This window comes from Phycisphaerales bacterium (assembly GCA_035627955.1).
Taxonomy (GTDB): domain Bacteria; phylum Planctomycetota; class Phycisphaerae; order Phycisphaerales; family UBA1924; genus JAEYTB01.
Genome location: DASPKU010000023.1, coordinates 42,253 through 58,384, shown reverse-complemented (window position 1 = coordinate 58,384; position 16,132 = coordinate 42,253). Strand labels below are relative to the sequence as shown.

At 67.8% G+C, this 16,132-nt stretch carries 18 protein-coding genes; 14 read left to right on the top strand and 4 right to left on the bottom strand.

The window, feature by feature from the left end; genetic code table 11:
* Positions 1-148: 148 nt before the first annotated feature.
* Positions 149-727, bottom strand: coding sequence for a response regulator (locus VD997_18095; protein HYE63908.1), 579 nt, complete (start codon positions 725-727; stop codon positions 149-151).
* A gap of 380 nt (positions 728-1,107) precedes the next feature.
* Here VD997_18095 and VD997_18090 point away from each other — a divergent pair, with 380 nt between their 5' ends.
* From VD997_18090 to VD997_18060, 7 genes are all read left to right on the top strand, one after another.
* Entirely contained in the window at positions 1,108-3,351 is a 2,244-nt protein-coding gene (locus tag VD997_18090) for a hypothetical protein (GenBank protein HYE63907.1), read from the top strand.
* Between the two features lie 337 nt (positions 3,352-3,688).
* Positions 3,689-4,132, top strand: a complete 444-nt coding sequence (locus VD997_18085) for a prepilin-type N-terminal cleavage/methylation domain-containing protein (protein HYE63906.1) — start codon at positions 3,689-3,691, stop codon at positions 4,130-4,132.
* A gap of 85 nt (positions 4,133-4,217) precedes the next feature.
* Positions 4,218-4,664, top strand: a complete 447-nt coding sequence (locus VD997_18080; protein HYE63905.1) for a type II secretion system protein — start codon at positions 4,218-4,220, stop codon at positions 4,662-4,664.
* An 86-nt stretch (positions 4,665-4,750) separates the two neighbouring features.
* Positions 4,751-5,104 (top strand): hypothetical protein, encoded by a 354-nt coding sequence (locus VD997_18075; GenBank protein HYE63904.1) that lies wholly within the window; start codon positions 4,751-4,753, stop codon positions 5,102-5,104.
* A gap of 23 nt (positions 5,105-5,127) precedes the next feature.
* A complete protein-coding gene (locus VD997_18070; protein HYE63903.1) occupies positions 5,128-5,652 on the top strand; it encodes a type II secretion system protein in 525 nt (174 codons plus the stop codon).
* Positions 5,653-5,663: 11 nt separating this feature from the next.
* Complete coding sequence (locus tag VD997_18065) at positions 5,664-5,915, top strand: hypothetical protein (protein ID HYE63902.1); 252 nt, start codon at positions 5,664-5,666, stop codon at positions 5,913-5,915.
* Positions 5,916-5,942: 27 nt separating this feature from the next.
* On the top strand, positions 5,943-7,430 hold the full coding sequence (locus VD997_18060; GenBank protein HYE63901.1) for a PP2C family protein-serine/threonine phosphatase: 1,488 nt from the start codon (positions 5,943-5,945) through the stop codon (positions 7,428-7,430).
* Here the strand turns inward: VD997_18060 and VD997_18055 are convergent.
* Entirely contained in the window at positions 7,402-7,701 is a 300-nt protein-coding gene (locus VD997_18055) for a MazG nucleotide pyrophosphohydrolase domain-containing protein (protein ID HYE63900.1), read from the bottom strand. The genes VD997_18060 and VD997_18055 overlap by 29 nt on opposite strands.
* 93 nt (positions 7,702-7,794) lie before the next feature.
* On the opposite strand from VD997_18055, the gene VD997_18050 reads away from it, so the two are divergent.
* The 7 genes from VD997_18050 (at position 7,795) to VD997_18020 (ending at position 13,149) form a co-directional block, all read left to right on the top strand.
* Positions 7,795-7,962, top strand: a complete 168-nt coding sequence (locus VD997_18050; protein HYE63899.1) for a hypothetical protein — start codon at positions 7,795-7,797, stop codon at positions 7,960-7,962.
* Positions 7,959-8,516, top strand: a complete 558-nt coding sequence (locus VD997_18045; GenBank protein HYE63898.1) for a hypothetical protein — start codon at positions 7,959-7,961, stop codon at positions 8,514-8,516. The genes VD997_18050 and VD997_18045 overlap by 4 nt, the downstream gene beginning before the upstream one ends.
* 139 nt (positions 8,517-8,655) lie before the next feature.
* The gene (gene rpsL, locus VD997_18040) at positions 8,656-9,027 is read left to right on the top strand and encodes a 30S ribosomal protein S12 (protein ID HYE63897.1); all 372 of its coding nucleotides are present in this window, start codon (positions 8,656-8,658) and stop codon (positions 9,025-9,027) included.
* Between the two features lie 130 nt (positions 9,028-9,157).
* Entirely contained in the window at positions 9,158-9,652 is a 495-nt protein-coding gene (gene rpsG / locus VD997_18035; protein ID HYE63896.1) for a 30S ribosomal protein S7, read from the top strand.
* 120 nt (positions 9,653-9,772) lie between these two features.
* Positions 9,773-10,816 (top strand): ThiF family adenylyltransferase, encoded by a 1,044-nt coding sequence (locus VD997_18030; protein HYE63895.1) that lies wholly within the window; start codon positions 9,773-9,775, stop codon positions 10,814-10,816.
* Positions 10,817-10,861: 45 nt separating this feature from the next.
* The gene (nadB, locus tag VD997_18025; protein HYE63894.1) at positions 10,862-12,571 is read left to right on the top strand and encodes an L-aspartate oxidase; all 1,710 of its coding nucleotides are present in this window, start codon (positions 10,862-10,864) and stop codon (positions 12,569-12,571) included.
* On the top strand, positions 12,568-13,149 hold the full coding sequence (locus VD997_18020) for a hypothetical protein (protein HYE63893.1): 582 nt from the start codon (positions 12,568-12,570) through the stop codon (positions 13,147-13,149). The genes nadB and VD997_18020 overlap by 4 nt, the downstream gene beginning before the upstream one ends.
* Before the next feature lie 6 nt (positions 13,150-13,155).
* Here the strand turns inward: VD997_18020 and VD997_18015 are convergent, their stop codons facing one another.
* Positions 13,156-13,929: a class I SAM-dependent methyltransferase gene (locus VD997_18015; protein HYE63892.1), complete on the bottom strand. Its 774-nt coding sequence runs from the start codon at positions 13,927-13,929 to the stop codon at positions 13,156-13,158.
* 18 nt (positions 13,930-13,947) lie between these two features.
* Entirely contained in the window at positions 13,948-16,092 is a 2,145-nt protein-coding gene (locus VD997_18010; GenBank protein HYE63891.1) for a M28 family peptidase, read from the bottom strand.
* Positions 16,093-16,132: the final 40 nt, after the last annotated feature.

Sequence of the window (16,132 nt, the reverse complement as noted above, 5' to 3'; positions counted from 1 at the left end):
GGTAGAGGGTGTGGCTGGAGATTGACAGGGTCGAGTGAGGCAAAAGTGAGCGGGTTGTGAAGCATGCACGCGCGACCAAATGACCACCGCCACCGAGCGCGCAGCACTCGGTGGCGGTAGCTGGGGGGCGTGGTTGTCGCCGCTGGACTTAGTGCACCAGGTTCGTCGCGGCCTCGATGGCCTCGACCACCTGACGCACCTGGAACGGCTTCTTGAGGAAGCTGTCGTACCCGGCCATGCGGAGGGCGTGGGTCTGGCCGTCGGTGAGCTTGGCGCTCATCGCGACGACCTTGGTGAACTGGAGCTGGTCGTTCTTGCGGACGCTGTCCACGAAGGCCTTGGCGTCGCTCTCGCCGATGTGGATGTCCAGCAGGACCACGTGCGGCTTGAAGCGCTCGCACTCCATCCCGGCGCCGAAGGCCGAGGTGGCGGTGTGGATCTCGTAGGATGTCTGCTCCGTGAGGATCTTCTGGAGCGTGTCCACGACCTCCTTTTCGCCGTCCACGATCAGCACGCGGGTGCGGCCGGAGGTGAAGCCCTCCAACGGGATGCCGTGGGCCCGCATGAACTTGATGAGCTCGGCACTGGGGATGCGGCGGTCACGGGAGCCGGGGATGCGGTACCCCTTCAGGCTGCCCGAGTCGAACCACTTGGAGACGGTTCGGGGAGCCACGTTGCAGATCTTGGCGACTTCACCGGTGGTCAGGACTTCTTTGTCAAACGGCATGTCTCACCTCGGAAAACACACGGGGTCAGGTTTGGTCGGCCGGCGGCGTTGCCGGCCTCACGTCATGTGAGGGATCGGGCGATTGGGAGGGCTGATTCAGGCGTAGCGGAGAAAATTGCTGGAGCGGCGGGTTATCGGGAGTTGCCCCCCCGCCCGGGGCGTGCAACACCCGATCGGGCAGCGGTTTCGATCATTCCAGACCGGCTTGTTCCCTAACTTCACACGCACCCGCAACACCGGGCGGCTGGTCCGCGAACCAAGTTGACGCCCTTTGGCGGCCTCCGGTAGAGTGGCGGCCAACCGAGCAGGGTCCTGATCGGCATGGAGATGGCCTCCACGCCGCGGGGCTGTGCTTGCATCGCAGGTTTGAGGAGTCCCTCGTGACCAATCGCAGCGCTGTCGCTACCCCCTGGGGCCGGACCGTCGGCCGCCTGTCCACGATGTCCATCCTGGCCCTTCTCGCGGCCGTGGGCACGACCGCGGTGACCGGTGCGTACGCCCAGGCCGGGACGGGCGAGCCTCGCGAGGGCGCCGCCAGCCGCAAGCGCACCGACGCCGAGCTCGTCGACCTGATCATCCACTATGTGAAGGTGCGCAACTACGACATGGTCGCGAACACCGCGACCGAGCTGATGGAGCGCAACCCCGGCGATGCCGACATCGTGAAGATCGTCGAACGCGACGCGACCACTCGCCGTCAGTTCGAGGACGCGATGCAGGTCGCCCTGCGCAACTCCACCACCCAGCCTTTCGCGGCCAAGCTCACGCAGTCCTACGAGCGCGGCGTGATGGCCCGGGCGCGCAACTCGGATCAGATCGCCCGCAACATCCAGGAACTGGGCGGCAACCTCCAGCAGCAGATGTTCGCGCAGCGGCGCCTGGTCGAGGCCGGCGAGTATGCGATGCCGCAGCTGCTCGAGGCGTTCCTCAAGCCCAACAACGTCGCCGTGCAGCCCAAGATCCAGCAGGTCCTGCGGGCGATGGGCCGCCAGGCGATCATCCCGCTGTGCACCGCGCTGATGAAGGTCGGCCCGGTCGATCAGGAGCGGATTGCCGACCTGCTTGGCCTGCTCGAGTACCCCACCAGCCTCCCGTACCTGAGCGACGTCGCTAACTCCACCAGTTCCGAGGCTGTGCGGGCCGCGTGCCAGCGGGCGATGACCAACCTCTCCAACGGCAACCTGCCCGACACGGCGAGCCTCTACCGCCTGCTGGCCGAGGCGTACTACAACGAGAAGAGCGAGCTGACGAGCTTCCCGGGCGAGGAGCACCAGATCCTGTGGAGCTTCGACGCCCGCGCGGGCGGCCTGATCCCCACGGCGATCCGCACCCCCGTCTACCACGAGGCCATGTGCATGGGCTTGGCCGAGCGCGGCATGGCCCTGGAGTCCCAGGCCGGCGCCCCGCACCCCGAGACCATCGCCCTGTGGGTCTCCTCGAACTTCTCGCGTGAGATCGACACGCCCAAGGACTACCAGAACCCCGCGTATGGCGCTGACCGCCGCCCGGCCGGGTTCTTCGCGGTCGCCTCGGGTGCGGACGTCGCCCAGCGCGTGCTGGCCCGCGGGCTCGATACCCGCGACACGCCCCTCGCCCGGCGCGCCCTCGTCGCCGTGGAGCGCACGGCGGGTGGCAAGAACCTGTACTCCGGCAGCGGGCGCATGCCCCTGCTCGAGGCCCTGGGCTACCCGAACCGTCGCGTGCAGTACGAGGCGGCCCTTGCTCTCGCCACGGCCCAGCCACAGACCGCGTTCGCGGGCTCTGACCGCGTCGTGCCGGTGCTGGCCTCGGCCATCCGCGGCGCGACCTCCCAGTACGCGGTCGTCGTGACTGGCGACGCCGAGACCTACCAGGGCATGCGCCGCATGCTCACTGGGATGGGCTACACCGTGCTGCCCCAGGCGCGGACGCTGAGCGACATCGCCCAGCCCATCGCGGAGGCCCCCGCGGTAGACCTCGTGGTCTCCGTCGGACTCAACGCCGAGCAGGTGCCGGGCCTGATCGGCGAGGTGCGTGCGTCCAACAAGCTCGCGGCCACGCCCATCCTGGCCGTGACCAGCGCGGATGCGTACAGCGTCCTGCGTCACCGCTACGCGACCGACGCGTCGGTGGCCGTGCGGCCGATGGGCACGCGTGAGGAGCAGCTGAACGCGGCCCTGACGGACCTGATGAATGCCTCCACCGGCGGCCCGGTCTCTGAGGAAGAGGCCCGCCAGTACGCCCAGCGCTCGCTGACGGCCCTGCGCGACCTGTCGCTCTCGAACAACCAGGTGCTGAACGTCGCCGACGCCGCGGCCCCGCTGATCACGGCTCTGTCGGATCAGAACTCGCCCGACCGCATGGCGATCGCCGACGTGCTGTCGCGCATCGGCCAGGACCGTGCGCAGCGCGCGGTGATGGACGCGGCCATGGGCGCGAGCGGCGCCGACCGCGTGCGTCTGCTGGGCATGGTGGCCGACTCCGCCAAGCGCTACGGCAACATGCTGGAGATCCGCAGCGTCGCCCAGATCGTGGAGCTCGCCACCAAGGGCTCCAACGACGAGGCCACGGCCGCGGCGGCCCTGATGGGCGCTCTCAACCTGCCCAACAACGAGCTAGTGGGGCTGATCGCTCAGAAGAAGTAAGCCCGACGGTCATCTGAATGCATCCGGCACCCCCGCCCTCTCGCGGGGGTGCTGTGTTTTTGGACGTGCCCCGCTGCCAATAACCCCGTCAAGGCGATGGGTCTAAGCGGTCTGCGCCGTCCGATCCCGCGCAGACCCTCGCTCGCCCGCGCCCCGCACAGCCGCAGCGTCATTCCGCACGAGGGGAACGCCGATCACACTGTTGTCCTCATCGGCATGGGGTGTGCCTGTGCACCGGTGGGGACGACGGCGGGTTGTGCGCCCGCCGCAGTGTGGTGTGTTCCGGGAGAGGACGTCCCTCCCGGAGTGTGTGTCCCGTTTCGGAAGGAGTATCTGCATGCGGAATCGAATCAAGAAGGCCTTCACGCTGGTCGAAATCCTGATCGTGGTGGTGATCCTGGGCATTCTGGCGGCGATCGTCGTCCCCCAGTTCACGAACGCGACGCAGGACGCCCAGCAGGGCAACCTCCGGGCTCAGCTGAAGAGCCTGCAGAACCAGATCGAGCTCTACAAGGCTCGTACCAACTCGTACCCCACGCTCGCTCAGCTCAACGCCAACCCGACCGACCCTGATGACGGGACGAGCGGCTGGGGCATTCTGATCGACGGCGACTACATCAAGAAGGCTCCGAAGAATCCCGCCGCTCCCAGCGCGGTTCAGCACGTCGTCGCCGCTGCCGCTGGCGCTGGCGCCGGCTGGCACTACAACGAGGCCGACGGCACCCTCGGCGCCACCTTCTACGACGAGGCGACCGACACCATCACCCCCAACGCTCCCTGAGTGTGGGCTGATGTGATCTGACTTCATCGGGCCGGGGCTGAAACACGCCCCTGCCCGGTTTCCCGAAACCCCCGGGGACTCTGCAATGCTCCATCAACTCTCGCACAACGTACGCCGCGCCTTCACGCTCGTTGAAATCCTCATCGTGGTGGTGATCCTGGGCATCCTGGCCGCGATCGTGGTGCCGCAGTTCTCGACCGCGACGGAGGATTCGCAGCGGACCGCCGTGGCCGACCAGGTGCGGAAGGTGCGGCAGGCGCTGGCCGTGTATTACGTGCGGAACGGCAACGTGTACCCCAACATCGTGGCGGGCGACGGCACCTGGGGCGAGCTCATCGCGCCGGGAAGCCCGTACATGCGCCAAGCGCCCGCCAACATGTGGGTCGGTGGCGTGAACGCTAAGACGATCGTCATCCGCAACACGCCCGACGCCGCTTTTCAGACCACCCACGGCTGGGTCTGGGACCCCGTCACCGGCACGCTGTGGGCCGGCGGCTGCAACGCCCTCGACGAGCCCCTGCCCAGGCCCTGATAACCGCGAACCCGCACGCACTTTCGGCAAGAACCCTCATCGGCCCCTTCACACCCGCCGATGCTGAAGACCAAAGGAGCGGACCGATGAGCACCACCAACACCAATACGACCGCCGCCGAGCGCAACCAGCGGCGCACGACCAACGCCCTGCTCGCGGCCATCGCGTGCATTCTGGGCTACAACGCCCTCAACCAGGCCGGCGTCAGCACGGTCAGCACGGCGTACGCCCAGCAGGGCGGCGACGAGGGCATGGTCAGCGCTGCCGAGCAGCGCAAGGTCATGATCAGCGAGCTCCGCAACCTCAGTAGCCGCATGGAGCGTCTCGAGAGCACCCTCGCCCGCGGCGTCAACGTGAAGGTCACCGACATGCCGCCCGTGCGCATGGCCGATCCCTCGCAGATGCAGCCCAAGGAATCGCCCCGCAAGGCGTCGAAGTGAGCGTGGTGGAGGAGGACCGCACCATGCGAGCACGTACCCGCCGGGCAGGACGCCTTGGTTACACCCTCATCGAGGTGCTGGTGGTGGTGACGGTGCTGGGCATCGCCGCGGCCATGGTGGTGCCGTCGATCTCCTCTGCAAGCGTGCTGCGTGTCCAGGGCGCCATCCGCACGCTGGTGTCCGACATCGCGATCGCCCAGTCCGACGCTATCGCCTACCAGAAGGGGCGGGCGATCGTGTTCTTCAACGACCCTGACAACCCGCGGTACGTAGTGTGTGAGGTGAACGGCCCGACGCTGGACCTGACCGTGGACACCCTGCGTGAGCAGCGGGTGGGGGGCGAGCAGTTCGGCTTCGCTTCCTTCGACAACATCAATCTGCCCAACAACATGCTGGTGGTCGACGAGCTGGGCGGCCCTGTCATGGCCCCCGGCGACCCGACCCCCGCCCCGGCCGGTTCTATCGACATCGTCGACCCGCAGCAGCGTTTCCGTGTCAATATTGAGGCGTACACGGGCAAGGTCACCGTGACCAGCCTCCCTCGGTAGGAGATCCCGCCATGGCGTGTGGAATGAACGTGTGCGGAAAGTCCGTCAAGTCCTTCGCTTGGGCGCTCCTGCTCGGCGGGTCGGTCGCGCTCCTCATCTGGGCAAAGCTGCGGATGGTGACCACGGTCCCCCGCACGGCTTACGCCGAGCCCGAGACCGTGCAGCAGCCCGTGCAGGTCAGCCCCGATGGGGTCACTCCCAATCCGGCCGGCCCTGTTGAGGGCGGCCGGTCAGGGGAGGATTCCGCAAAGCCGGCCCAGTAAGTGGCAGCGGCGCGGTAACATGGGCCCGTGCGCCGGGCCCGTCCACAACCTCAGCAGCCGCAGATCACCTCGGACCTCAGCCAGGAGTTCGAGGCTCATACGCAGTATCTGCTGCGCACGCGGTTCATCTGGTTCTCGGGCACGATGACCGTGTTCGGCGGCCTGGTGGTGCTGGTGCTGGTCATCTCGGGTGTGATCGGGCTGTTCTCGGGCCCGGATCTGAGTGCGCCGCTGGCCGCGATCGCTGGCCAGCTGAGCCCCACGCTTCGCTCGGTGCTGTCCTGGTTGTTTGCCGTGACGCTCCTGGTGACCTACGCGTCGTGCCTTGTCGGCGCGAAACGCAACGCCTTCCCGCCGCACCGAATGCTGCTGACCAGCTACCTCCTGGTAATGGCCGACGGCCTGCTGCAGGTGAGCATGGACTGGGCGGGCGCCCGCGGCACGGCCGGGCTGTTCGCGGTCATGATCACGCACATCATCGCCTGCTCGTTCCTGCCCTGGACCGCGACGCAGGCGCTCCGACCGATCGTGCCGGTGCTGATCCTGAACGCGGCGCTCGCGGCCGCGCTGTCCGAGGATGGGCTGAGCTGGCTGGCTGTGAAGGCGCCGTTCTCGCTGCTGATCGCGGTGCCGGGGGTGCTTATCTGCGTCATCCGGCACTCGCGCCGGACCGAGGAGTTCAAGCTCGCGTTCTTCCAGAGAAGGTACGGCGAGGTTCGGCGTGAGCTGTTCGACGCCCGCCGCATCCACGAGGCGCTCTTCCCGGCGCCCATCAAGGACGGGCCCGTGCAGTTCTCGTACGTGTACGAGCCCATGCACCAGATCGGCGGGGACTACTTGTACACCTCCTGCGCGGCACCCGGCAAGCCGCTGAGCATCGTGCTCATGGACGTGACGGGCCACGGCATCCCCGCGGCCCTCACCGTCAACCGCCTGCACGGGGAACTCCAGCGTCTCTTTGCCGAGAACCCGGGCATCGGCCCCGGCGAGGTGCTGGCATCGCTTAACCGCTACGTGTACCTCACCCTCGCCAACCACGCGGTGTTTGTGACGGCCCTGTGCCTGCGGGCCGACCCGGAGGCCGACACGCTCGAGTACGCCAGCGGTGGCCACCCATCCGCTTACCTGCGCGGCGTCAACGGTACCGTGCACGACCTGCCCTCCACCAGCCTGCTGCTGGGGGTGAGCCCCGACGCGGAGTTCGCGCCCGACCCTGTGACCCTGCCCTTCCACCCCGGCGACACGCTGATCGCCTACACGGACGGAGCGATCGAGGCCCGCGACCAGCACGGGCGCATGTTCAGCATGACGGGCATGCAGCGGGTGATCGCCGGCATGCCGCGCCTTCGGGTGGGCGAGTGGCCGCAGTCGCTGATCCATGCCGTGGAGCAGCACCGCAGCGGCCCGCCGGCAGACGACACGCTGGTGATCGAGATTTCGCGCCCGGTCGCGCCCGCCCCGCCCACTCCAGAGGTCACCGTGCCCGCTAAGACTTCACGCCCTCAACCCGTGTAGGGTCGGTGTACTTGCTCAGGGCCTTCTCGAGGTCCACGCCCGTGATGTTGGCCAGTGTGGTGACCCAAGCGATCACGTCGGCGAACTCTTCCTCGAGGTTCTTCCGCTGCTCAGGGGTGGGGGACTTGCCGGGCGCGTTGTCCTGCAGCGAGGTCGCGAGTTCGCCGACCTCTTCGATCAGCCACATGAACGTGCCGGGCACGCCGCGGGCGGAGTCGGTCTTGTAGTAGCGGTCGCGGATGAGCTGCTGGAAGGCGGAGACGGTGAGCATGGTGGGAGGATACAAGCGCCTATGGCTCGCCGGCGGCCCTGATCGTATCATTTGGTTATGCAAGGGCCAGAGCAACTGGAATCATTTCGCAAGATGGACCCTTCAGAACGCTGGCGACTCGTCGAGAAGCTCATGGACTTCGCGTGGGACCAGTTGAAGCGATTGCCGCCTGAAGAACTCGAGCGTCGGCTGGCGATCGACCTCAAGCGTCACGATGACTCCGATGCGGAAATGCTCCGGCGTTTGCGGAGGGCGTCTTGACGGACCTCCCGGTTCAGCAGGTTCTTCTCGAAGGCGTTGCCGTCCTTGAACAACTCCGGATTCCGTACGCCATCATGGGCGGGTTCGCATCGAGGTATTGGGGACTGCCCCGCCCGACCTACGACGCTGATATCGCAGTTGCAGTTGATGCCTCAATGTATCAGGCGATGCTTGATGCGTTCGAGGCGGCTGGCTTCGACGTGCCCTCCGAGCACCGGACCGGGTTCCTGGACAACCTGCAGGGACTCCAGAAAGCGAAACTCGGTCGTTTCGCAGAGGGTCATGTCTGGCGCACAGACTTGTTCGTGGCAGGCGAGGGCGACCTCCTTGAGAGCGCCGTTCGTCGTGCGGTCGATGCGAAGATCGATTCCGTCGTGGTGAAGATGATGACCGCCGAGGACATCGTTCTGCTCAAACTGCTGGCAGGCCGTCGCAAGGACCTGGCAGACATCGACGACATCCTGCTGGTGTGCGGCGAACTCGACCGCGGCTACCTCACCCATTGGGCGGCCCGGTTAGGGGTGGCCGAGTCACTGTCCGAGTTCCTGCCCTGATCCCCTCCCAAACCCCAACAAAGGGGTGGGAAGACCCCCGCAACCCACTTGCCCGCCCGGACCATCGCGCTACACTTCCCTCCCGCGCTCCGGACAGGGCGCGGTCTGCTTTGACTTCCCGAGCGAGAGTTTTCCCCCTATGCCGACGATCAACCAGCTGGTCCGCAAGCCCCGCCGCCCCGTTGAGACCAAGTCCAAGGTCAAGGACCTTGCCGAGTCCCCGCAGAAGCGCGGCGTGTGCCTGATCGTCCGCACCACCACCCCCAAGAAGCCTAACTCAGCGCTCCGCAAGATCGCCCGTGTGCGCCTCTCCAACGGCAAGGAAGTGACCGCCTACATCGGTGGCGAGGGTCACAACCTCCAGGAGCACTCGATCGTTCTGGTGCGTGGCGGGCGTGTGCGCGACCTTCCCGGCGTGCGGTACCACATCGTCCGCGGCGCCCTCGACTGCCTCGGCGTCGAAGGCCGCAAGCAGGGCCGGTCCAAGTACGGCGCCAAGAAGGGCAAGTAACTCATCGAATCACAACCAGTGGGCTCGGGATGGTCCCGGGCCCGGCAGTAATCCCGGTAGGTCGGCCCGACCGCCGGGGTGAACAGTGCAGGGACCTTGAACAGGTCCCCCAGCCAAAGGAGTTTCAGGTATGGGCGGCAAGTCTTTCACCGCGGCCGAGAAGCAGCTTCGTCCCGATCCCCGCTACGGCGATCGGACGCTGGCCCGGTTCATTAACTGCATCATGTACGACGGCAAGAAGGCCGTGGCGCAGCGGTGCATCTATGACGCCATGGACATCATCCAGGCAAAGCTCGCGAAGGAGACCGTCCCCGAGGCCCCCAAGGAGGCCATGGAGGTCTTCCAGCGGGCGATCGAGAACGTGAAGCCGTTCGTCGAGGTCCGCAGCAAGCGAATTGGCGGCGCCAACTACCAGGTGCCCATGCAGGTCAACCGCAAGCGCCAGCAGAGCCTCGCGTTCCGCTGGATCATCGAGGCGACCCGCTCCGAGAAGGGCCGCCCCTACGCCCAGCGCCTCGCCGATGAGCTCTACGCCGCGGCCAAGGGTGAGGGCAAGGCGATGCAGACCCGCGATCAGACCCACCGCATGGCCGAGGCCAACCGCGCCTTCGCCCACTTCGCCTGAGTCTGACCGACAGCAGTCAAACCGCAGGGCTCGGCAGCGATGCCGGGCCCTGTTTCTTTTCCTGGGTACCCCGCCGCTCCGCCGCGGCTTCTCTGTTGCGCGTGCCGCTACGCTGGCAGCGTGAGTTCACCGGGCCCAGTCAACCGCTACCACCGCCAGCAACTGCTTCCGCAAGTCGGCGATGTCGGCCAGGAACGCCTCGCGCGGGCACGCGTGCTCGTCGTCGGTGTCGGCGCGCTCGGATGCACAAGCGCCGACCTCCTCGCACGTGCCGGTGTCGGCACACTCCACCTGCTCGACCGCGACCTCGTGGAGTTCACGAACCTCCAGCGGCAGACGCTGTTCGACGAAGCCGACGCGGCATCCGCGACACCCAAGGCCGCGGCCGCGGCGGCGCGGCTCTCGCGCGTGAACTCGCAGATTGGGATCGTGCCTCTCGTGCGCGACCTGACGGCGACCATCGCCGAGCAGACGCTGGCCCAGGTCCAACCCGACATCCTCATCGACGGCACCGACAACTTCGAGACGCGCTACCTGCTCAATGATCTCTCGGTGAAGCACGCGATTCCATACGCCTACGCCGGCGTCGTGGGCACGGCCGGCATGTCCGCCCTCTTCACACCGCCGGGCCCGTGCCTGCGCTGCGTGTTCCCGGAGCCCGCGGCCCCGGGAGCAACACCGACGTGCGATATCGCGGGGGTGCTCGGCCCCGCAGTGGCGGTGGTGGCGGCGTTGCAGGCTGCGGCAGTGATCAGGCTTTTGATTTCGGGCAGCCCGCAGGAGTGGCGCACCACGCTGAACGACGTCGATGCCTGGACCGGCCGCTCGCGATCTCTCGATCTCAGCGAAGCCAAGCGGCCCGATTGCCCCTGCTGCGGTCGACGACAGTTCGAGGTCCTCTCGTCCACCATTTCCGATCACGCGTCGCTCTGCGGCCAGAACGCCGTGCAAGTCACCCCGCCGGCTCCAGCGAGCCTCGACCTTCCGGCGATCGCCTCACGCCTCGCCGCCCACGGCCAGACAACCTCGGGCCGCCTGCACGTTCGCTGCGTCCTCCCTGACGGCCTGGAGTTGACGGTCTTCCCCGATGCCCGCGCCATCATCCGCGGGACCACCCGTCCGGAGGTCGCGCGGTCGCTCTACAGCCGCCTCCTCGGCGGCTAATCACACCCGCAGACCGCGACGCGTTTCCCCCTACACTCACCCACGATGGACGGCCTCTTCGATCAACGCCGCTACCTGATCCCCTTCCGCTCGGGGCTGCTGCCGCAGATCTTCACCGACACGCTGGTGATCGGCGCGGGTGTCGCGGGGCTGCGGGCCGCGGTGTCGGCCTCCGCCCACGGCGAGGTCATCGTGCTCGCCAAGGGCGACCTCAAGTCGACCAATACCGCGTGGGCCCAGGGCGGCATCGCCGGGGTGATGGCCGAGGACGACAGCGTGCAGTCGCACGTTGACGACACGCTCGTCGCGGGCGCCGGCGTGTGCGAGCCGGGCGTTGTCAAGCTCGTCGCCGAGCGCGGCCCGGGGCTCATCGAAGAGCTTATCGGCTGGGGCATGCAGATCGACAGGGACCCCGCGGACGCCGCCCGTCCGGCGCTCGGGCGCGAGGGCGGGCACACCCACCACCGCATCGTCCACGCCCACGGCGATGCGACCGGCGCCGAGCTCCAGCGCGTGCTGCTGGAGAAGGTGCGGTCGATCTCCAACATCCGCGTGTTCCAGAAGTGCTTCGCGCTCGACCTGATCACCCCGCACACCGAGCCCGGCTCGCCGGTGATGGGCGCGATCACGCACCACCCCAAGTACGGACTGCAGATGATCTGGGCCAAGGCGACCATCATCGCCACCGGCGGCGCGGGCGTGCTCTACCGCGAGACCACCAATCCGGCCGTCGCTACCGCCGACGGCCTTGCCATGGCCTACAGAGCCGGCGCCACGCTGGCCGACATGGCCTATGTGCAGTTCCATCCGACGACGCTCTACCTCGCGGGCGCCAGCCGCGCCCTGATCACCGAGGCGATCCGCGGCGCGGGGGCGCACCTGCTGGACGCCGCGGGCCGCCGCTTCATGCGCGACGTGCACCCGCTCGCGGAACTCGCGCCGCGCGACATCGTCAGCCGCGCCATCGTGCGGCAGATCGCCAAGCAGGGCGGCGAGCACGTGCTGCTGGACTGCCGGCACATCGAGCACTTCGACCTCCGCTTCCCCGGCATCACCGCACTGCTCAAGAAGTTCGAGTTGGATCCTCGTCAGGACCTCATCCCGGTGCACCCCGCCGCCCACTACATGGTGGGGGGGATCCGCACCGACCGCGCCGCCCGTACGGATGTGCCGGGGCTGTACGCCGCGGGCGAGTGCACGTGCACGGGCCTGCACGGGGCCAACCGCCTGGCGAGCAACTCGCTGCTCGAGGGGCTGGTGTTCGGCGAGATCGCCGGCCGCACGTGCGCGGAGATGAAGCAGGCCCCCAGCGGCGACGGCCGCCCCGCGGGCTGGGCGGGCTCGCCCGCCCGCTTCGCACCGGTGCCGATCATCAGCGACATACGTCCCAGCGACCGCAGCGAGCTGGACCTCGCCGACGTGCGCAGCTCGCTCCGCTCGGCCATGTGGCGCAACGCGGGCATCGAGCGCACCGACGCCAAGCTGTCGGGCGTGATCGAGATGATCGACTTCTGGGCCCGCTACACGCTGGACAAGATTTTCGACGAGCCGAGCGGGTGGGAAACGCAGAACCTTCTGCTGGTGGGGGCGCTGGTGGCCCGGTCCGCCGCGTGGCGGGAGGAGAGCCGCGGCTGCCACACCCGCACCGACTTCCCCGAGCCGCGCCCGGAGTTTGCGATACACGACTGCTGGCGGCGCGGGCGGGGCCAGGTGGAGACCGTCGAAGTCGCGGGAGTGCCGCAGGCAACGACATGACCGCGCACGCCGCCATCGCGCTCGTCATCATCTGCTCGTGCGTGCTCGGCGCGTGCGAGAAGCGCGTCGTCCGCTACAACCCCTTCCTCGGCGGCCTGCCCAACGCCGAGTCCGGCACGCCCGTGGTCCGCGGCGACATGAACTACCAGGACCCCACCGCCATCCCCGAGGACAAGCTCGTCGTTGAGGACCCGGTCACCAAGAAGAAGACGCTCACCACCCGCAGCGGCCGACACCTCATGGTGCACATCTACAACGCCCTCAAGGACAACGACAAGAAGACCTTCGTCGACCAGATCCTCGCCAGCGAGACCAAGGCCGAGTGCGCTGCCCGCGGCGTCGACCCCGGCGAGACCTTCGACGAGCTCGTCCGTCGGCGCGACGACGTGCTCGCCCTCTTCAACGCCATGCCCAACGCGGAGCTCACCCCGGGCGCGATCTCGCGCAAGCTGGGCCCCAAGACCCAGCGCGTCGAAGTACAGGGCCTGGGCGCGAAGGACCTCACGTGGACCGGCTTCGACATGGTGATGGAGAAGGGCAACTGGAAGCTGCGCTGGTTCTACGGGCCCGACGAGTGATCAGCGTCACCTCAGCGGCGCCCGGTAGCAGACCAGCGTCGTCCCCTCGATGTGCCGCAGCGGCAGCTCCTTCGCGAGCTTGTTCAGCGTCCTGAACACGCCAGGCGCCCGGTTCGGCCCGCGGTAGTCGTGCCAGAAGATCAACCCGCCGGGCTTCACCATCCGCAGCGCCTTGCGGCTGTCGCTCTCGACGTACGAAGCCGCGTGCGAGCCGTCGACGAAAATCATGTCGCACTGCCCCGCGTACTCGCTCTCGTCGAAGGCCTTGCTGTCGCCGAAGAGCTGCGTGATCCGTCCCTCCACCGGGGTGCCCGAGTAGAAGAACTCGGTGAACGCCGACTCCTCCAGCGCTGCCCGGCGGTCGCGCCCCGAGTCGCCGGCCGCGTTGGCGTACGCGGGCGCCTGCTCGGGAGCGAGGGTCAGCGTCACCACCCTCGCATCCGCCGGCGCGTTGCGGGCCAGCAGGTACGTCGTCTTGCCGGTGCAGGTGCCGAACTCGAAGATCAGCTTCGACTTGCTGGCAATCGCGCACAGCACCCACGTCTCGCGGTCGCTGATGCCGCCGAGCACGTTGATCGCCGGCAGGAAGATCGTCTCGGACTCGATCTTCGGTCCCAGCTCGCCCGGCGCGAGCACCTCATCGACCTCGCCCGCGCTCACCTTCTTGATGGGCCAGGGCAGGAACAGCCCACGCCCCTCGTACTTCGCGCGGTACTGCCGCAGCCGGTACACCGCGGCCGCGAAGCCAAGCACGCACAACCCTGCGATCACGTACTCCATCGGCGGCAGCCTAGCGGCTCAGGGACGGGCCGGCGCGGGCCTCCGCTCGCCCGCTCCTGCGAGCGTCACCTCGACTGTCTGCTCCTTGCCCTCGCGACGGAACGTGATCTTGACGACCTGTCCCGGCTCGGCCTTGGTCATGCGCTCCTGAAGGTCCTCGACGCGCCCGAGGGTGTGGTCGTCCCACTTGAGCAGTACGTCGCCCTCCCTGATCCCCGCCTTCGCGGCGGGCGACTCTGGGTCAGTGATACCCGCGACCTCGACGCCCTCGCCCTCGACGCCGTAGTTGCCGGGCATGATGCCCATGCGTACGCGACGCGAGGACCGCGGCTGCGGCGCGGGCGCATCGCCCGCATCAGCGGCAGGAGCCTCGGGTTTTTCGTCTGCGCGTGCCCGCTGGTTCGCCGGATTCCGCGGGTCGTCACGGTTGGGCTCATCCCGCGGCACCACGCGGGGCGGCGACTCTGCCTCGTCATTCTCATCGGCATCGCGACCGCTGCTGAACGGCAGCGGCTCGGTCCGCTGGGCCGCGTCTAGGGCGATGCGGTAGACGAGGTCCGCCACCTGCGCGGCCCCTTCGAAGTTCAGCGTGTCCACCGTGTCCGCGGGCGTGTGGTACTCGCGGTGCAGCCCGGTGAAAAAGAACAGATTGGGGATCTTCTTGACGTGAAAGCTGGCATGGTCGGAGTTGGGCGCTCCGATGCGCGACTGCTTGGTGGCCATGCCGCTGCTCTCAAGGTACGGCTGGATCCAGTCCTCCAGCCCCACGCCAGAGCCCACCCCGCCGATCTCCAGCGGCGGCTTCTTGCGCAGCCGCCCGATCATGTCCATGTTGAGCATCAGGTAGTGCTTCTCAACGGGTGCGATCAGGTGGCGCGTGTAGTACGCGCTGCCCACCAGCCCCGACTCCTCAGCGCTGAAGGCCATGAACAGCACGGAGCGGGCCTCGGCGTTGTCCGGCAGGTTGCGGTACGCCTCCACCAGTTTCTTCGCCACGAGCAGATTGCCCGACGTGCCACTGGCGTTGTCGTCGGCCCCCGCGTGGATCCGCCCGCGCGAGTTGTCCAGGGAACCGAAGTACCCGTAGCCCACGTGGTCGTAGTGCGAGCCGATCACGATGTACTCATCCGCCAGCCGCCCCTTGCCGGGCAGGATCGCCCCCACGTTGTCGGTGGTGATGATCGGCTTCTCGACCTTGGCCTTGATGCTCAGCTTCACGTTATCGCGGAAGGGGACGACTCCGCCCTGCTTGTCCGCCAGCCGCCGCAGCTCCATCAGCGAGCGGCCCTTGGGGTCCGCCTTCTTGACGAACGCCTCCGCGGCGGCCCGCGACATCATGATCACGGGCACCTTCTGCTGCTGCGCCCCGCTGAACTGGATGCCCTCCAGCTTGTCGGCGCGGTCGTCGGCGACGCCCGGCGGGTTGACCAGCACGATGGCCGCGGCGTTGTGGTAGATCGCCTCGCGGAACTTGGGCTCCAGGCGCGTCGCCCGCGTCCACGGCTGGTCCTCATCCTCCGACCACCGGCTCTTGCCCTGCTCGTCCATGGGCTCAAACCGCAGGATCATGGCGATCTTGCCGGTGAGGTCGGTCTTCGGCGGGTACGAGTAGTACTCCTTCTCCTCGTCGTCGAGCGAGTACCCGCAGAACACCACGGCCCCCGTCACCTCGCCGCTGCCGGAGTGGCCGATGACGTTGAAGTCCTCACCGCCGATCAGCTCGGTGCGGTTGCGACGAACCTGGTACGACGCGGCCTGCTCAACGAGCTTGTAGCGGAACTCCGGCCGCTGCGACGCTGGGGCCTTGAACTCCTGGCGGTAGCTCGTGAAGGGCCTCAACGTGACCTCGCCGTCCTTGCCCTTCACCTCGGTCGGGAACGCCGGGCCCAAACCCAGCCGCTCGTAGTTCCACTGGATGTAGTCCGCGGCGATGCGGTTGCCCTTGGTGTCCGGCGCACGCCCCTCCAGGAACGGGTTCGAGAGCGTGGTCACGTGCTGACGCCAGACCTTCGCGTCATCCGCAAGCACCTCAGCGGGGGAAGGCTCCACATTGCCCGAGCCGGTCCCCGAGCCGCCCCGCGGCATCGCCGGCAGGCCGGCGCCAACCCCCGCGAGCGAAACCACCGCCGCGAGCACCACCACCGACGAACGCCATGGCCGCATACGTGCCGCTCCTGATCACACCCCGTGTGTGCCCGAAGGA